The organism is Tabrizicola sp. BL-A-41-H6, from assembly GCF_050632395.1.
In the GTDB taxonomy this organism is placed as follows: domain Bacteria; phylum Pseudomonadota; class Alphaproteobacteria; order Rhodobacterales; family Rhodobacteraceae; genus JAUYQR01.
The window spans coordinates 3953091-3968936 of record NZ_CP192600.1; the positions used below are offsets into that span (position 1 = coordinate 3953091).

The window sequence follows — 15846 nt, forward strand, 5'->3', positions numbered from 1 at the left end:
CTTATGAGTATTCGTTCTGGATCGCTTCTACTAACGTCCGACCGGTCGAGGACATTGGGAGCGCGAAACGATGGATATTGGTTTCTTCACTATGCCGATTCATCCAATTGGTCGTGATTGGCGTGAAACGCTCCGCGAGGATCAAGACGCGTTCCTTCTGGCGGATGAGCTTGGGTTTTCCGAAGGTTACGTCGGTGAACACATTACCGACCTGGCGGAAAACATCACTTCAAGCATCGTGTTTCTGGCCACGCTGGCCGGGCGCATCAAGACCATGCGTCTGGGCACCGGCACGGTAAACCTGCCCAACTCTCACCCGGCGCATGTGGCTGCCCAGATTGCCATGCTGGATCATCTGCTGGACGGAAAATTCAACTTCGGCATCAGCCCAGGTGGACTTCTGTCAGACGCCGAGATCTTCGGGAACCTCGACGCCAACCGCAACGAGATGTTTCTTGAAGGCATCGACGCAGTGCTGAAGCTCTGGACCACCGACGCGCCCTACAACATCGAGGGCAAATACTGGAAGATCACGACCGAACGCCAGCTGGTCCCCGCCATCGGCCAGGGCATCGTTGCCAAGCCGCTGCAACGCCCCCATCCGCCCATCGTGGTGACCGCCGTGGCACCGTTTTCCAAGGGCGTATCGGCCGCCGCCGCGCGCGGGTGGGAACCGATCTCAGCCAACTTCCTGATGCCGAAATGGGTCGCAACCCACCGCGACAGTTATGACGAAGGCTGCAAGATGGGTGGTCGTCCCACCGATTTTGCCAACTGGCGCGTGGCCAAGAGCATCTTCGTATCCGAAGATCGCCAGACCGCGTACGACTATGCACGCGGTGCGAACAGCCCCTATGTGCACTACTTTTCGTCGCTGTTCACCAAACTGGTCAAGAACGGCCGGTCCAATCTGTTCAAGGAAGATCAGAACATGGCCGATTCCGATCTGACGCTGGATCATGTGATGGACCGACTGGTGATTTGGGGCACCCCGGACGAGGTGGCCGACAAGGTCCTTGCCTTCCGCGAAGAGGTGGGGCCATTCGGCACGCTGGTTTATGCCGGGCACGACTGGCGTGATCCAGGGTTGGCAAGGCGCTCCATGCGGCTGATGGCCGAACAGGTGATGCCGAGGATCAACGCGGCCATCTCAAGTGGCACAGCGCAGGTCAAGTCGGCATGACAGCGCCGGTGATGGTTCAGACCTCGGCCACTACCCTGGCGACGCGCGTCGACGGTGCCGAGGGGCTGCCTTGGCTTATCATGTCGAATTCGCTGGGCGCCGACATGTCGATGTGGGAGGCGCAACTGCCCGCGCTGACCGCGAAACGCCGGGTACTGCGCTATGATACACGCGGCCACGGCGCCAGTGCCGACAGCGCCCCGCCCGGCCCCTATGATTTCAAGGATCTGACCGGCGACGTGATCGCCCTGATGGATCATTACGGCATCGACTCTGCCGACATCGTCGGCCTGTCGATGGGAGGCATGACCGCGCTTGGCCTGGCAATCGACCACGGCGCCCGTGTGCACCGGGCCGTTTGCGCCAATGCGCGTGCGGCGTTTCCGCCGCCCGGCATTGCCATGTGGGACCAGCGCTCCGCCGCTGTGGCCGCCGGTGGAATGGCCGCCGTTGCCGACGACACAGTGGATCGGTGGTTCACTCCCGCGACGCGTAACCTGCGCCCCGAGCTCGCGCGTCATGCAATGCGGATGATCCTTGCCACCTCGCCCGAGGGGTACATGGGCTGCACAGCGGCGCTCAAGGGACTGGCCTATCTGTCACGACTGAGCGAAATCGCCGTGCCGATGCTGTATATCGCGGGTGCCGAAGATACAGGAGCCCCGCCCGCCGCTATGGCCGAGATGCAGGCGGCCACTCCAGGCGCTGCGCTGGTCGTGCTTCCCGATGTGGCGCACATTTCCAACATCGAAGCGCCGGAGGCGTTCAACGCCGTCGTCACCGGCTTTCTGTTCGACTGACGGCGTGGCCAGATTCAGACTGAACTGTGCAAAGGAAAGTGGGGATGAGCGTGGAAAAGAAGGTCGGCCTTGTGGGCCTTGGCATCATGGGCGGCGCCATCGCGCCCAACCTGATGGCTGCGGGCTACCACGTCATCGGTTTTGATGTTGACCCGGCACGACGCGACGCGATGGCTGCGGTGGGGGTCGGCATTGCGGCGTCGATCGGTGATCTGGTGGCGGAAGTCGACACCTTGCTGACCAGCCTTCCGCACGAAGGCGCGCTGGACACAACCGTGCGGGCAATTCTGGCTGCCGGCACGCCCCGCCGCACCATCGTCGAGATGAGCACGCTGAAGGTGGACGCCAAGATTGCCGCCCATACGGCACTGGCGGCAGGCGGCCATATCCTGCTGGATTGTCCGCTCAGCGGCACGGGTGCGCAGGCGCGCACACGTGATCTGACGGTCTATGCCAGCGGCGACAGCGCAGCCATTGCCGCCTGCGCCGACATCTTCGCGGGCTTTGCAAAGGCGTCGTTCGATCTGGGTGCCATCGGCAACGGCAGCAAGATGAAGTACGTGGCGAACCTTCTGGTGTTCATTCACAACGTCGCGGCGGCCGAGGCGCTGGTGCTGGGCATGAAGGCGGGGCTGGACCCGCAACAGATCGTCGATGTGGTCAAACTGGGCGCAGGTGGGTCGCGGATGCTGGAAGTGCGCGGTCCGATGATGGCGTCCGGCAACTACAAGCCCGTAACTGCCGGTTTTCCGATGTATTACAAGGATCTTGGCATCATCGGCCAGTTCGCGATGGATCTCGATTGCCCGACTCCACTTCTTAGCGCCAGCCTGCCGATCTATCTTGCGGGAGGGGGAAGTTACCCGGACGCGGATGTGTCGGCTGTCTGCGCGGTACTTGAAACCATGGCCGGCCTCACGCGTGGCGGCTGAACGCAGCGGTCGGCCACGGGTAGGCGAGGTTGTGCTTTTTCGCTCACTCTCGGGGGAGCGTCGTTGTTAAGGTTCTGACAGTCCGGCACCGGGAAATTCCCGGCAGGACGCATCGTAGGGGAGGTTCGCGATGAAGAAACTGGAAGGCAAGGTTGCTTTGATCACCGGTGGCTCGCAAGGGATCGGCGAACAGACGGCGCGGTTGTTCGGGCGCGAAGGCGCGAAGGTCGCCGTGGTTGCCAGCAGCGATCTGGCCAAGGCCGAAGCTATCGCGGCGCAGATCCGCGCGGCGGGTGGCATTGCCACCGCGCATGTGGCCGATGTCCGCAATGCCGGCGAAATCGCCCGCGTGGCAGCCGAAGCCACCAAGGCACATGGCCCGATCGACATTCTGGTGTGTTCGGCCGGGGTCTTTCCGCCCACGCCGAACGGGGCGACCGATGAAGCGACGTATGACAATGTGATGGACATCAACGTCAAGGGCACCTGGAACGCCATCGCAGCGGTGTCGCCCTCGATGAGGGCGCGAAAGACCGGCTGGATCGTGAACGTCTCGTCGGTTCTGGGATCGATGGCGCTGGCGAACTATGCTGTCTACTGCGCCAGCAAGGCGGCGGTGAACATGCTGACACGGTCACTGGCCATCGAATTCGGGCGCGACGGCCTGCATGTCAACGCCATTGCACCCGGCAACACGGCGACGCCGATGAACGAAAACCTGCGCACGGAGGCGCAATACGCAGGGTTCATCGACGCAATGGCCGCACGCACGCCGTCAGGGAGGACCTACTCCAAGCCCGAGGAAATGGCGCAGGCTATCCTTTATCTGGCGTCCGACGACAGCAAGCCGGTCCACGGCGCCATCCTGACCCTGGACGAAGGTTTTTCGTTGGGCTTCTGACGCTCGGTGTCGGCGACCGCCCTTCCCGGGCGGTCGCCGCATCGTCATTTCCACAGGCGTTTTGTTGCCACCGCTGCGCCTTGCGACAGCGCTTCGAGTTTGGCCCAGACGATGTCTTCGGCGATGAACTCATAGCTGGCAAAGGTGCCAAAGCCGCAGTCAGTGCCTGCGATCACGCGTTCCCGATCGCCCACCGCCGACACCGCCGCGCAGATCCGGTTCGCCACGACCTCGGGGTGTTCCAGATAGTTGGTGGTAACGTCAATCACGCCGGGGATCAGCAACATCCCGTCAGGCAACTTCTGGGTGCGGAACACCTCGACCTCGTGTTCGTGACGCGGGTTGCCGACCGGGATCGACAGAGCGCCGACCTTTGCCTTGTACAGCAGCGGCAGCAGATCCTTCATGTCCACATCGTCCTGGTGCGGACCGTTCCAATTGCCCCAGCACACATGCAGTCGCACACGGTCGCGCGGAATGTCGGCGGTGGCGACGTTGATCGCCTCGATATGAAGGGCAACACGGTCCAGAAACGCGCTCAGCGGCTGATCGCCGTACATGATCACCCGTTCCATCGCCAGATCGGGCGCATCCAGTTGCAGCACGTAGCCTTGACTGACGATGAAGTCATATTCCTTCTTCAGTTCCTTCGCGATCCCCATCACGTAGTCTTCATCGGTCTTATAGACAGGGTTTCTCGGCGAAAGCAGCATGGTGGTCGACACGATCCCCGGCGATGCGGCGGACATGAAGTTTTCCGTAAACTTGACCCCGGTGCGTTTCAACGAGGCCTGAAACAGATCGGCCTCCTCGCGGGCCTCGGTCAAATCGGGGTCGTAGGTCAGCCTGTCGACGCACTGCGGCGCGTTCCAGACCTTGGCAAGGTCATCGGCGATGCCGATCTGGCGTTTCATGAAATCAGCAAAGCCCGGAAACTTGATGGCATCCAGCGTCGGCTTGCGCAGCGACTCGCCGCCGAAGCCTGTCATCCGTTCGGTGGTATAGGTCGAGAAACCGACGCGCGGGGTTTCACCATCATTGCCGATATCAACCCCCGACGCCGCCTGCCGCTTGATGTTGGCATCCAGATTGGCGTCGATTTCGGCGGCGAGTGCAGCCTTGTCGAAGGGCTTGCGCTGTTCGCGTTTCACCAGCAATGATGACAGCGCCTTTGTGCGCGGCAGGCTGCCAGTATGGGTCGTGAGTATGCGGTCTGTACTGGATTTCACGTCGTCTTCTCCCCCGATTTCAAAAGCGTCAATGTGCAAGCTTTGGCCCGGCGGCACCGCTTCGTCTGGCAATGCTGAAGAGGCATGCGCCTACAAGGGTGATCGCACCGACCACCGTGTATTGCCAAGAAGAATCGGCGTTAAGGAAGGACGAGGCGCTTGTCGTCGCCTGCACCAAAGCCGCACCGAACAGCACCGAAACTGCCGATCCGCGTCCGCCCGCCACGCTGACGCCGGCCAGCACGACGGCGGTGATGCTCATCAGGCTGTAATCCACGCCCACCGTGCCAGACCCGATGCCGATCTGCCCTGCCAGCATCAGCCCCGCCACGCCGGCGAATGCCCCTGCCAGCGTGAAGGCGATGCGCACCACGCGGCCCACGTCGACGCCAAGGCGCAGGCTGGCCAGTGGGTTGGACCCGACGGCGCGCAACTGACGCCCCGCCGCACGGCGAAACAGAACCACCTCGAACACCACCACCGCTACAAAAGCCATGACCATCCCCGCCGGGACGCCCAGGATCGGGTAGCCGAACACCTCGGACACGGAGTTGCTGATCGTACCCTCCGGACGTGGGCGCAGCAGCAGCGACACCCCCTGCAACCCGATGAACGAGGCCAGCGTCACCACGATGGCTGGCAGCTTAACCATGGTGATCAACACCCCTTGCAGGTAGCCGAATGCGGCGCACAGGGCGACCATCAGCACCGCACTGCCAGCAAGGGTCAGGCCCGACGCCTCTCTCGGCATCAGGAATGAAGCCATGACCACAACGAACCCGGCCAGCGGGCCGACGGAAAGGTCGATCCCCCCGACAACGATGGTGGAGAACTGAGCCAGCGCGATGAAGCAAAGGATGGCCAGCAGGGCCAGCATCTGCCCAATGTTGAACCCGGACAGGAAGAATTCGTTCACTGCATTGGTTCCCAGTGCGATGCCTGCCGTCAGCACGATCAGCACCAAGGCCGGGAAATGATCGCTTTTCAGGAACTTGCCCCACCATCCCGCCGACGACGACTTGATTGCGGTTGCAGCGCGCGATGCGGTGGCGGTCAGGTTCGCTTCGGTGATCGCGGTATCGGTTACATCGGCGCCGGTCAGTTCGCGCTGGATGCTGCCCCGTGCAAAAACGAAAACGCGGTCGCAAAGCCCTTCAAGCTCCACCCCGTCGGACGCGGCAATGATTACCGTCGTGCCCTCACTGGCAAGGCTGCGCAGGCGCTGGTAAATCTCGGTCCGCGCGCCAATGTCGACGCCCTTGGTCGGCTCATCGACCAGCAGCACCTTGGGTCCAGCCGAGATTTCCCGACCGAACAGCACCTTTTGCTGATTGCCGCCCGAAAGATCGGCCACGGAAGCCTCGACCGATGGCGTGCGGATGCGCAACTGTGCCGCCACGTTGCCGGCCAGCCGGGTTTCCTTGCCCCGACTGATCAGCCCGCCTTGCGACACCTGCTGCAGCACGCCGATGCCCAGGTTTTCGCGCACCGACAAATTCAGGAACAACCCCTCGGCATGGCGGTCATCCGACACAAAACCGATGCCCGCCGTCCGAGACGCTGCGGGACCGGTGGCCTCGATCGGCTGTCCGTTCAACACCAGACGTCCGGCAGTATGCGGATTGACCCCGGCCAGAGCGCGCAGAAACTCGCGCTGGCCCTCTCCCTCGACCCCGGCAAGGCCGATGATTTCGCCGGCGTGGGCTACCATGTCGACGCCGGCGAACCCATTGCCGGCAAAGCCGGAAACCTCCAGCACCGGCTGCCCGGCGCCCGTCCCTTTGGGAGGAAATATCTGACCCAGCGGACGGCCCGCAATCAGGCTGATCATCTCGCTGTCGGAAATGTCTGCGGCGTCACGGCTGGCGACCATCTCTCCGTCGCGCATGATCGAGATGCGGTCGGCAAGCTCGGTCACCTCGTGCAGGCGGTGCGACACGTAGATGACCGCCACCCCCTTCGCGCGCAACGATTTGATCAGCGCGAACAGCTGGCGGATGTCGTCATGCTGGAACGGCTCGGTCGGTTCGTCCAAGATCAGGACGGCCGGGTCGGTGGCCAGCGCACGGGCGATTTCCACCACGTGCAACTGCGCCAGAGACAGGTCCCCTACCAGCTGGTGCACAGCCATGCGAAGCTGGGCGGTGGCGATGCTGGCGATCAGTTCGGCCGCCCTGGCAGGCGCGATCTCCGGCGCGGCAAGCTGCAAGTTCTCAAACACGGTCAGGTCAGGCGCCAGCGCCGGATGCTGATAGGCCACCGAGATGCCCTTTTCGCGCCGGTCGTGCGGGCCGAGCGCGGTCACGGCTTCACCCTTCAGCGTCACTGTGCCGGAACTTGCCCGCAGGACCCCCGCCGCAATGTTGATCATGGTGGATTTGCCGGCACCGTTTTCGCCCAGAACGGCATGCACCTCGCCCGGATAGGCGCGGAAGGTCACACCTTTCAGCGCCTCGACCGGGCCAAAGGATTTGCGGACATTATCCATTTCGAGGATCGGCGCGGCACCCGACGCCGCGACACGCGCCGGTTCTGCGCGAATGGCGGCGGCAGTGGGCGCCGACGGGCCAGCCGACCGGGTGCGCCGCATCAGCATCGGCAGGCCGACGCCGCCGATCACGATCAATGCCTGCACGACATACTGCGTCGACTTGTCCAGACCCGCCGTAAGCACCAACTGGCCCAGATAGGTCAGAAAGAAAGCGCCGACGACCGTTGCAAACAGGCTTCCTCGGCTTCCCCCGGCGATCGAGTTGCCACCGACCACCACCGCCGCAACGCTGGCCAGAATGTAGCTGTTGCCAAAAAAGATATTCGGCACAGAAAGATAGCCTGCCATAATCACCCCGGCGATTGCATACAGCAGCCCCGCTGACACATAGGTCAGAATGCGGTACAGCCGCACCGGAATGGCCACCGCAAAGGCCGCCGCAGGGCTGACGCTGACGCCCACAAAACGCCGCCCGATGGTCGTGCGGTCCACCACGAATATGGTGATCACCGCGGCAAGGATCGCAACCCACACCGTGTTTGGAACACCCAGCGACAGGCTGATGGCAAAGTTTGCCAGTTGCGGCGGCGCCTGGCTCGGCACGCTGCCGGATATCTTCAGCGCCGCACCGAACAGGATGGAGTTCATGCCAATGGTGGTGACCAGCGCCGGCACCTTGAGCAATGTGATGATCAACCCGTTGATTAGCCCGACGATCATCCCCATCGCCAGTGCGACAAAGATGAACCACATCAGTTCGCCCGTGCTGGCACCACCTTCCGGCAGCTTGGTCACGATCACCGCCGCCAGCGACATTGTCCCAGCTATGGAAATGTCGAGCCCGCGCTGCTGGACTACCAGATGCTGCCCGATGGATGCGATGGCTAGTGTCGCCACGAACGGCAGCAGCGACAGAAAGGTGCCCCCTGACAGCATGATCGGGTAGACCGCTCCGCCGACGATCATCAAGATCAGTGTAGCAAGAACGGCCCGGCCGCCTAGCGTGTTCAGAACCCGCCCACGCAGTTGGGCAAAAAGACCAGGTGCGCGGGGCGCTGTGGTCTCGGCGTTGTCAGTCATCTCGGGCCAGCCTCCGGCATTGGGGGTCGTTTCAATGAACCCGCCCACCCTCGAACGATCGGGGATGGGCGGGCAATCATTGCAGCAGGTCGTTTACTTCGCGAGCAGTTCGACGAGCTTGTCTTCCGGCAGCATGCTGGACAGGATCGCATCCGGCGGCAGTTTGTCGCTGCACTTCGGTTCCAGCGCCGGATCGCCCGAGGCACTGTCTTCAGCCAGCGGCAACTGGATGATGCTCGGCTCGGTGTTGCTCAGACCCTGGGCGGCGGCGACCGCCTTGCGCAGAGCGACGCGTACCATCCAAGTCCGGGCTGTCACGGCGGCGAGCTTGAAGTTCGGGTTTGCGTCCTTGTTGGCTTTCCAGAAGCAGCCCAACTCGTTGGCATCCTGCGACGGCCAGAGCGGAATCTGGCGACCCGCAGCGACGAACGCCCGCAGCGCGCCCATCGACCCCTGCCCGTAATCGCTCATCACCGCGTCGATCTGCGGGTATTTCGCCAGCATCCCAGCCATTACGCGCTGTGCTTCGGCCGGATCCCAGTTGGTATCGACCGGACCTTCCAGCACAGTAATGCCGGGATTTTGCGCAAAGACCGCTTTCCAGCCTTCCGCCATCGCAGCGCTGGTCGGGTTGCCGGGCGTGCCGCCCAGAACGATGACGTTACCCTTGCCATTGAGGTTCTTGACCGTCCAGTCCGCCAGCGTGGTCCCGACGCCAACAACGCTTTCGGTCGTCACGACAAGATAATCTTCACCTGGCGTGCCGGGGAAGGATTCGCCCACGGCATAGGGCACCACCGCGATGCCAGCCTGCGTCGCCTGATTCATCGCCTTGAGGATGGCCTCGCCGCCATCGGGATAGGTAACGATCACGTCAAATTTCTGGGCGATCAGGCCCTGAATGTCGGCGATCTGCTTTTGCGGGTTTCCCTGACCGTCCGTGTAGCGGACCTCGGTGATATTCGGGCACTTGGCCGCTTCATCCTCGAACTCGGCGCGCACGATCTTGCGCCAGCCGTTGCCGCCCCAACCATCCGAGAGCGCGACCTTGATCGGCTTGGTGCCGCAGAAGTCGGCCATGTTGGCCATATCGGATATGGTGCCAACTTTGGTCGGCGCCATGTCAAGACCCACGAACTGCGGCTCCGCAACTAGATTTCCCGCCCCCAGCAGCAGCATTGCTGCCCCAACAGCCGTCGCAGTCAAAGCCTTATCGAACATTCGCATACGCTCCTCCTTTGTTGTAGATCAGGTCAGGCGCCGCCCGGTTTTCAAAGTGCCAGAGTTTCCGCAGACAGCCGCAGTTCTCGATATGGCCTTCCGGAGAAGGTGCTGCGTTTCGTCCGAGGCAAAACCAGCCCGCAGGGCACATTTCGCTTGTAGGGTTAATCTATAGGCCGCGGTTGATCGCAGAACGAAATCATTAGTTCTGGTGGATGGCATCAGGAAGCGTGATAGCCGGGTGTCGCAGCAAAGCGGCAAGGTGTCGGCTCTGCCCAGACCACGCGCGCAGGGCTTATGCCATGGCAGCGATGACCCGCAGGCCTAGATCCTTCCGGCAATCAGCACGAAGCCCTTCTTCAGCGCTATACGGCAGGCCGCATTCACTGCGTGCACCTGCTGTTGGGCAAATGCGGATGCGACGATTATGCCCCGCGCGGAACGCCTGCTGCACGGCAAATCGGGCCTATCGGGCCAAGTGCTGCCACCCACCGGTTCGGTTCCGCCCGATCCATCATGGAAATTGATGCCACGGGTTGTCTGGATCCGCATCCCGGAACAGCGCGAGCGAAGCTGCAAGGTCAGCGGCGCCATAGCCGCGCCCGATCACCACGACGGTGTTGTCACCCCCCGGCCCGTCGTGCGGCAGCGCTTCAGGGGCATAGACGGTGCGCCGCACGGATTGCACAAGCCACCGCCCGCCCGGTTTGCGCACCACTCCCTTCACCCGCAGCACATCGTCGCCCCGAGCGTGCAGCAAGGCTGACAGCCAGACCTCGAAGGCTGCCCAGTCCACCCCGTCCAGCGATAGCGTTGTGGCAAAGACCGGGCCCGCGTCTGCCGTAGCATCCGGATCGTCGGGAACGGCACCGTCGACGTCGGGCAGTTGCACTTCCGCCCCCTTGACTGCGCCAAAGCGGGCGGCGCGCGGGTTTAGAAGATCCAGAGTCGCAAGCAGGGCCGCCGTGTCGGGCGGATCTCCCTGATCCAGCTTGGTTACAATCAGGCAATCGGCCGCCCCCACCTGACGCCGCGCAAGCGGTTCGGCGCGCAGCAGGTCGCGCCCTTGCGCAGCGTCTATGGCCACCAGCACCTCGCTGACCACAAGCTGGCTGTTCAGGCCGGCATCAGTTCGGATCGCATCAACCATAGGGCCGGGGTCGGCGAGGCCGCTGGTTTCCAGCACAATCCGTCGGGCGCCGCTTTTCCCCATGGTCGTGCACAGCTCGCGCAGCACGGCCAGCAAATCGTCCCGCGCAGAGCAACATACGCAGCCCCCCGCGATTACCGTCGCGCCGGGAATAAGGATGTCGTCAACCGACGTACCCGCAGCCTCGTTGACCACCAGCTGCGCCTCGGCGAAGACTCCGTGCCGGACCTGATGGCGCAGCCAAGTCGATTTACCCGACCCAAGAAAGCCCGCAAGTACGGTCAACTGGATCCGGTCGTCAGACAGCATCCGCCGCTAGGCCCGTGCATCGGCGAGGATCGGGTCGATCCTCCGCCCGGTCAGCCGCTCTGCCGCGGCCCAGAGTCCGTCCAGATCCAATGCGCTCGCAGTGTTACCCTGCGGCGTTACGACCAGAACCTGTGCCCCGTCCCGCCTAAGGGTCAGCCCATGAGCCGCCAGAAACCGGGCGGCCACCTGATCCGTCCGGTCCTGATGGGCAAAGCGGTCTTGCACCGCAACAGTCGCGGCGCGAAACTCACAGGCGGAACACATGGCGTGACAACCGTTTCTATCTTCTGGTGACCCACGCTAGCCCAAAGCGCGCACGGGCGCCAGCCCGCCCTATGGCCAGACTTGTAGCGCCACTTGAGATCGAACGGATCTATCCAGGTAAGTCGCTAGGTAGGTCGGGGTCGGTGTGTTGGCCGCGCCCGGCTGCACCCTATAGGCCTGCAGATCAGACTGCGAAGCTCGGTGCCTTCGAACTGCGGGGGGAGCAACTTGAAGCCGCCGCGGATGACGGAGATCAATGCGAAAAGCGAGAGAGTCGGGCGATGCTGAACAAACGTATCGGATTGGAGCATTGCAACACCATGAAAACGGATTCGTCGAAGAAATGGGCTTTGGTTATCAACGGCGCGCGGTGTCGGGTCGTACGTGGGCTTTACAGCCACGAGAGTGATGCCCCTGCCGAATTGGTCCTGCGGTCCGAAGCGCGCAATCTGCGTGACATCATGTCTGACAAACCTGGCCGCTCGTTTGCATCCAAGGGGGGAGGGCGAAGATCGGCGATCGAATACGCCAGCGATCCGGTCGCCGAAGACCAGAAGGAGTTCATTCGTCAGGTTATTTCGCTACTGGAAAGTCATCGCCGCGCCGGTGATTTTAACCGGTTGGCGATCTTTGCTGAACACGACGTGCTGGGACACCTGCGCCAGATGATGCCACCTTCGCTAGCAGAACTGGTCATCCGCGAGGTGCCAAAGAACCTGTTGCACCTTTCGACGCATGACCTTGCGGCGGTGGTCGCGCGCGAATTGCATGATGGACCAGCGCTTTCCTGACCGACGGGCGGCGGGGCGTGCGTTGGCGCGCGCTCTTCGGCATCTGGCGGGGCCGGATGTAATCGTGCTTGGGCTGCCGCGCGGCGGGCTGCCGGTCGCGGATGAGGTGGCGCGCGAGTTGAAGGCCCCGCTGGACATCGTTCTTGTGCGCAAGATCGGGATGCCGGGGAACCCGGAACTGGCCTTGGGTGCGATTGCGGGGCCAGAGGGGCGAACGCAGATCGTGAACGGCGAAGTGGTGAACCTTTACGGCATTGATGCAGCGACGGTCGAGGCGCAGGCGGCACCTGCACGGGCGGAACTGGCGCGCCGCCGCGCGCTTTGGGGCACGCGACTGCAGCCAGGGGCGCTGAAAGACAAGGTGGTGATCCTTGTCGATGACGGGATCGCCACCGGGGCCACGATGGCAGCGGCGGTCGCCGCCGTCCGGGCCGACACCCCGCGTCGCGTCGTTGTCGCCGCTCCGGTCGCCGCACCTGATGCGCTGGACTGGATGGCACGACTTGCGGACGAAGCGGTCTGCCTATCCGCGCCCTTCGACTTTTCCGCGGTTGGCGAGCACTACATCGATTTTCCGCAGCTTGGCGATGAAGAGGTGCGCGCCATCCTCGCGGCGTCAGGGTCCGAACCCGCGCCGAGGGAGCGCGCACCCTGATAGGCAGAGCGCTTCGGTCAGGCCGACCATTGCCCGCTTGGGTCAATCGTCTGGAATCGGCGACAGGTGGGTTGTCATCACATCCACAGATCACGCAGGGGTTTGCGCATCGCCCATTTAACCTGCCGATACTCGCCGTCGCTGATCTGCCGCCGCAGCACCGCAAACACCGAAGCGACCGCAACATCAGGTTCCACCAGCGGATTGTCTGCAAAGTGCTTAGTCACGCGCTCGAGGAAATCGTCGGCTGACCGCAGTGCGGTAGGGGTCTTTGCCGGAACCCAGCCGTCAAAGAAGATGCCGCGGATCAGAAGCGGCAGTTGCGCGGAAAGGTCTGCCGCCTCGTCCACGCTCAGGAAATCCCGGATGGCGTGCAAGGTTTCCCGCAACAGAAGATATGCCCTGCCGCGGTCCGACCAGCCCAGATCGTCCTGCAGCAAGTTGAGCCATTCCGCCACCACCTGCGGCGCGTGGTCGATTGCGATGATCCCGGTCGTTTTCATGTCGCACTCCTGCCTGTCTCGTGCGGTCACGCGGAGCGCTGGTCTGACCGAACTGATCGGAATACCTGCGCGCACGACCCCTTTCAGTTAGCGCCCGCGCGATTGCTCCATCATTGACGACCGTCAATGGGCCGTAACGCTGGGTTCCAGGACGGGACGTGAAGCCGGACGATCAATCAAATGGCGGAACCGCCAGGCAATCCCAAGCGGCCGGGAGCGCAGGTGCGCTTATTCCGCCGCATGTGCCAACGTTTGCGTCACGGGCGAGTACAGATAATCGCGGGTGATCGGCACGGCATCCGGCCTGCGGCAAAGCCGGAACTGGAACACATCCTGCGGGCCACGAAAGTCTGCTCGGGCGCGGCCGGCGAAGCCGTATCTGGCGATCCATGGATTCGTCGCGCTTGGAGGCGTCGTCCCTCTTCGCGAGCCGGTTCCACGCAAAGGCGAACAAGACGGCCGCAATCCTTGGAGCGGAATAGATCGCGCGGGGACGAGTTGTTGAACTGGCGCGCTATCTACAGTCCGTTCAGAAACAGCCGTGCTTTAGATGCTGGTCACAGCTCAGGGCCGTTGGCGATGGACCGTCGCGCCGTCAACAGGACCAAAGACGTTTCCAATGGCCGCTCTTGAAGCGTCTCTCGTTTTTTGCGGGCTGCCACTTGCATCAATTTTTTGCCATTTCCCTTGGTCCGCCGATGCCTCGGGCAAGGAGGCCTGAGCGGCAACCACTCCGGCGTCGGCATCGGACGCATCGCCGCGTCGCGATGTGACCCTTCGCACAAGCTCGGATTGCGGGGCGGTTAGCCAAAGCCCGCAAAAGCTGACGCCTGCGCGGCTGGCAAGCGTTTCGGCGGCGATGCGCTGGGTTTCGTTCAGAAATGTCCCGTCCAGAATGACGGTTTTCCCAGCCGACAGCAGGTTGGCCGCTCGGGTGAACATTCGGTCATAAATCGAGGCGCGCGCGACCGCAGAGTAGTCCAGTCCGCTTGTATTCACCTTGCGCTCGGTGTCGGTACGCAGATGGATCGCACCGGGGCACGGCCCCATATCCGCTGCCAGATCGCGCGCCAGGACGGTCTTGCCGGTTCCCGACATCCCACCCACCGCGACCAGCACGGGGTTTGACGGCGCAAGATAGCTTACAGCTTGCGACATGTATTGAATTGCCTCGACTGACGATGTGCCGGTCTGTCCCGTGACCTGATCCGTCTGCAGCAGCACCATTGCACGAATGGCTGCGCGGACGGACATGAATAGCGGCAGCGCTGTCAGTCCACGATCCTCGGTCCCCTTTGCCGCCAGAAGATAGGCGGTCATCGCAAGGTTCGCCTGACGCACAAGCTTGCGATGGCAAAGATCCATCAGCAGGAAGGCAAGATCGTAAAGCACGTCGCAGGTGGCTAGACGTTCATCGAATTCGAGCGCGTCGAACAGGACGGGCTGGCCGCCGATCAAGAGAAGATTGCGCAGATGCAGATCGCCATGCACCCGCTTGACGTGACCGGCACCAGACCGTTCACGAAGCATCGGTGCAAGGGTGGACTGGTGCTGCCGCGACTGCTCAAGGAACGCACCAACCAGTCCGCTGCCGGCTAATCCACCAAGTGGGGTCAGCACGCGGCCCAACTCGTCAAGGATGTCGCGGATCAGGTCATCGCCCTTGTCCTGAAGCACCGGGCAAGTGGCGTGGAAGCGATGCACGGCCTGTCCCAAGGCCTCGGCGACTGAGTCAGTCAAGCGACCACTGGCGGCCACGGCGGTCATTTCGCAATCGGTGGCAAAACGATGCATCCGCAAGGCCCATTCCACGGGTGCTCCGACTCCGTTGAGGGCAAGGCCACCGTCAGCGGCTCGTGTCACAGCCACCAGATCGCGATAGATCATCGGAGCGGCCGGCTTGTTCAGGGCTAGTTCACGTTCCAATAGGGCGCGGCGGCGGTCGGGTGTGGACTGGTCAAGGTAGTCGTAGCGCACCGCGCGCTTGATTTTCAGCGCAACGTCACCGCCCAGAAACACGTGCGCGCAATGGGTCTGGACGTGATGCACCGGACCGCGCGCGGAAAATGCCGCGCCTGACTGCAGGAAGCGGATCACGTCATTCTGCACGTTGCCATCGGTCCTCGACATCTTGGAAATGCTTTCTGCTGACGTGCCCACGCACAAGCTGACCCCAATTCGCCGACACTTGCCTTGACCTCCGTCAACTGCTGGCTGTGTGAAACTGGCGATCAGCGGCAATGATGCAAATCAACGCCGGCTGGAAGACGTTCGCCTACGCTTCACCCATGAAGCGGTGAGGAGACGGACTTATGACAAGGATCGACGGGACGACAG

The 15846-nt window shown here is 62.8% G+C and carries 13 protein-coding genes; 6 read left to right on the forward strand and 7 right to left on the reverse strand.

Going from position 1 to position 15846, the window contains the following annotated elements:
• The first annotated feature begins 70 nt into the window (after window positions 1-70).
• The 4 genes from ACROUL_RS19480 to ACROUL_RS19495 all read left to right on the forward strand — a co-directional run bounded on the left by ACROUL_RS19480 (window position 71) and on the right by ACROUL_RS19495 (window position 3816).
• Window positions 71-1183, forward strand: coding sequence for an LLM class flavin-dependent oxidoreductase (locus ACROUL_RS19480; RefSeq protein ID WP_431301080.1), 1113 nt, complete (start codon window positions 71-73; stop codon window positions 1181-1183).
• Window positions 1180-1983: a 3-oxoadipate enol-lactonase gene (pcaD, locus tag ACROUL_RS19485; protein ID WP_431301081.1), complete on the forward strand. Its 804-nt coding sequence runs from the start codon at window positions 1180-1182 to the stop codon at window positions 1981-1983. Before ACROUL_RS19480 ends, pcaD begins: the two co-directional genes overlap by 4 nt.
• A gap of 44 nt (window positions 1984-2027) precedes the next feature.
• On the forward strand, window positions 2028-2915 hold the full coding sequence (locus ACROUL_RS19490) for an NAD(P)-dependent oxidoreductase (RefSeq protein ID WP_431301082.1): 888 nt from the start codon (window positions 2028-2030) through the stop codon (window positions 2913-2915).
• A 130-nt stretch (window positions 2916-3045) separates the two neighbouring features.
• Window positions 3046-3816 carry an SDR family NAD(P)-dependent oxidoreductase gene (locus ACROUL_RS19495; RefSeq protein WP_431301083.1) on the forward strand — a complete coding sequence of 257 codons (771 nt, stop codon included), beginning with the start codon at window positions 3046-3048 and terminating at the stop codon, window positions 3814-3816.
• Window positions 3817-3860: 44 nt separating this feature from the next.
• Here ACROUL_RS19495 and ACROUL_RS19500 read toward each other — a convergent pair whose 3' ends face one another.
• The 5 genes from ACROUL_RS19500 to ACROUL_RS19520 form a co-directional block, all read right to left on the reverse strand.
• Window positions 3861-5045, reverse strand: a complete 1185-nt coding sequence (locus ACROUL_RS19500; RefSeq protein ID WP_431301084.1) for an epoxyalkane--coenzyme M transferase — start codon at window positions 5043-5045, stop codon at window positions 3861-3863.
• 28 nt (window positions 5046-5073) lie between these two features.
• Window positions 5074-8616: an ATP-binding cassette domain-containing protein gene (locus ACROUL_RS19505; protein ID WP_431301085.1), complete on the reverse strand. Its 3543-nt coding sequence runs from the start codon at window positions 8614-8616 to the stop codon at window positions 5074-5076.
• Window positions 8617-8709: 93 nt separating this feature from the next.
• Window positions 8710-9837: a substrate-binding domain-containing protein gene (locus tag ACROUL_RS19510; RefSeq protein ID WP_431301086.1), complete on the reverse strand. Its 1128-nt coding sequence runs from the start codon at window positions 9835-9837 to the stop codon at window positions 8710-8712.
• Between the two features lie 514 nt (window positions 9838-10351).
• Entirely contained in the window at window positions 10352-11296 is a 945-nt protein-coding gene (locus tag ACROUL_RS19515) for a CobW family GTP-binding protein (RefSeq protein ID WP_431301087.1), read from the reverse strand.
• A 6-nt stretch (window positions 11297-11302) separates the two neighbouring features.
• Window positions 11303-11560: a hypothetical protein gene (locus ACROUL_RS19520; protein ID WP_431301088.1), complete on the reverse strand. Its 258-nt coding sequence runs from the start codon at window positions 11558-11560 to the stop codon at window positions 11303-11305.
• A 281-nt stretch (window positions 11561-11841) separates the two neighbouring features.
• Here ACROUL_RS19520 and ACROUL_RS19525 point away from each other — a divergent pair, with 281 nt between their 5' ends.
• On the forward strand, window positions 11842-12351 hold the full coding sequence (locus ACROUL_RS19525) for a host attachment protein (RefSeq protein ID WP_431301089.1): 510 nt from the start codon (window positions 11842-11844) through the stop codon (window positions 12349-12351).
• Entirely contained in the window at window positions 12332-13006 is a 675-nt protein-coding gene (locus tag ACROUL_RS19530; RefSeq protein WP_431301347.1) for a phosphoribosyltransferase, read from the forward strand. Before ACROUL_RS19525 ends, ACROUL_RS19530 begins: the two co-directional genes overlap by 20 nt.
• A gap of 77 nt (window positions 13007-13083) precedes the next feature.
• Here the strand turns inward: ACROUL_RS19530 and ACROUL_RS19535 are convergent, their stop codons facing one another.
• Both ACROUL_RS19535 and ACROUL_RS19540 read right to left on the reverse strand, forming a co-directional pair.
• Window positions 13084-13509 (reverse strand): DUF2267 domain-containing protein, encoded by a 426-nt coding sequence (locus ACROUL_RS19535; protein WP_431301090.1) that lies wholly within the window; start codon window positions 13507-13509, stop codon window positions 13084-13086.
• Between the two features lie 564 nt (window positions 13510-14073).
• Window positions 14074-15639 (reverse strand): AAA family ATPase, encoded by a 1566-nt coding sequence (locus ACROUL_RS19540; RefSeq protein ID WP_431301091.1) that lies wholly within the window; start codon window positions 15637-15639, stop codon window positions 14074-14076.
• Window positions 15640-15846: the final 207 nt, after the last annotated feature.

Bases quoted from the DNA above. Each gene is read 5' to 3' on its own strand.
- ACROUL_RS19480 (WP_431301080.1), top strand. From the start codon at position 71: ATGGATATTGGTTTCTTCACTATGCCGATTCATCCAATTGGTCGTGAT.
- pcaD (WP_431301081.1), top strand. From the start codon at position 1,180: ATGACAGCGCCGGTGATGGTTCAGACCTCGGCCACTACCCTGGCGACG.
- ACROUL_RS19490 (WP_431301082.1), top strand. From the start codon at position 2,028: ATGAGCGTGGAAAAGAAGGTCGGCCTTGTGGGCCTTGGCATCATGGGC.
- ACROUL_RS19495 (WP_431301083.1), top strand. From the start codon at position 3,046: ATGAAGAAACTGGAAGGCAAGGTTGCTTTGATCACCGGTGGCTCGCAA.
- ACROUL_RS19505 (WP_431301085.1), bottom strand. From the start codon at position 8,616: ATGACTGACAACGCCGAGACCACAGCGCCCCGCGCACCTGGTCTTTTT.
- ACROUL_RS19510 (WP_431301086.1), bottom strand. From the start codon at position 9,837: ATGTTCGATAAGGCTTTGACTGCGACGGCTGTTGGGGCAGCAATGCTG.
- ACROUL_RS19515 (WP_431301087.1), bottom strand. From the start codon at position 11,296: ATGCTGTCTGACGACCGGATCCAGTTGACCGTACTTGCGGGCTTTCTT.
- ACROUL_RS19520 (WP_431301088.1), bottom strand. From the start codon at position 11,560: ATGTGTTCCGCCTGTGAGTTTCGCGCCGCGACTGTTGCGGTGCAAGAC.
- ACROUL_RS19525 (WP_431301089.1), top strand. From the start codon at position 11,842: ATGCTGAACAAACGTATCGGATTGGAGCATTGCAACACCATGAAAACG.
- ACROUL_RS19530 (WP_431301347.1), top strand. From the start codon at position 12,332: ATGGACCAGCGCTTTCCTGACCGACGGGCGGCGGGGCGTGCGTTGGCG.
- ACROUL_RS19535 (WP_431301090.1), bottom strand. From the start codon at position 13,509: ATGAAAACGACCGGGATCATCGCAATCGACCACGCGCCGCAGGTGGTG.
- ACROUL_RS19540 (WP_431301091.1), bottom strand. From the start codon at position 15,639: ATGTCGAGGACCGATGGCAACGTGCAGAATGACGTGATCCGCTTCCTG.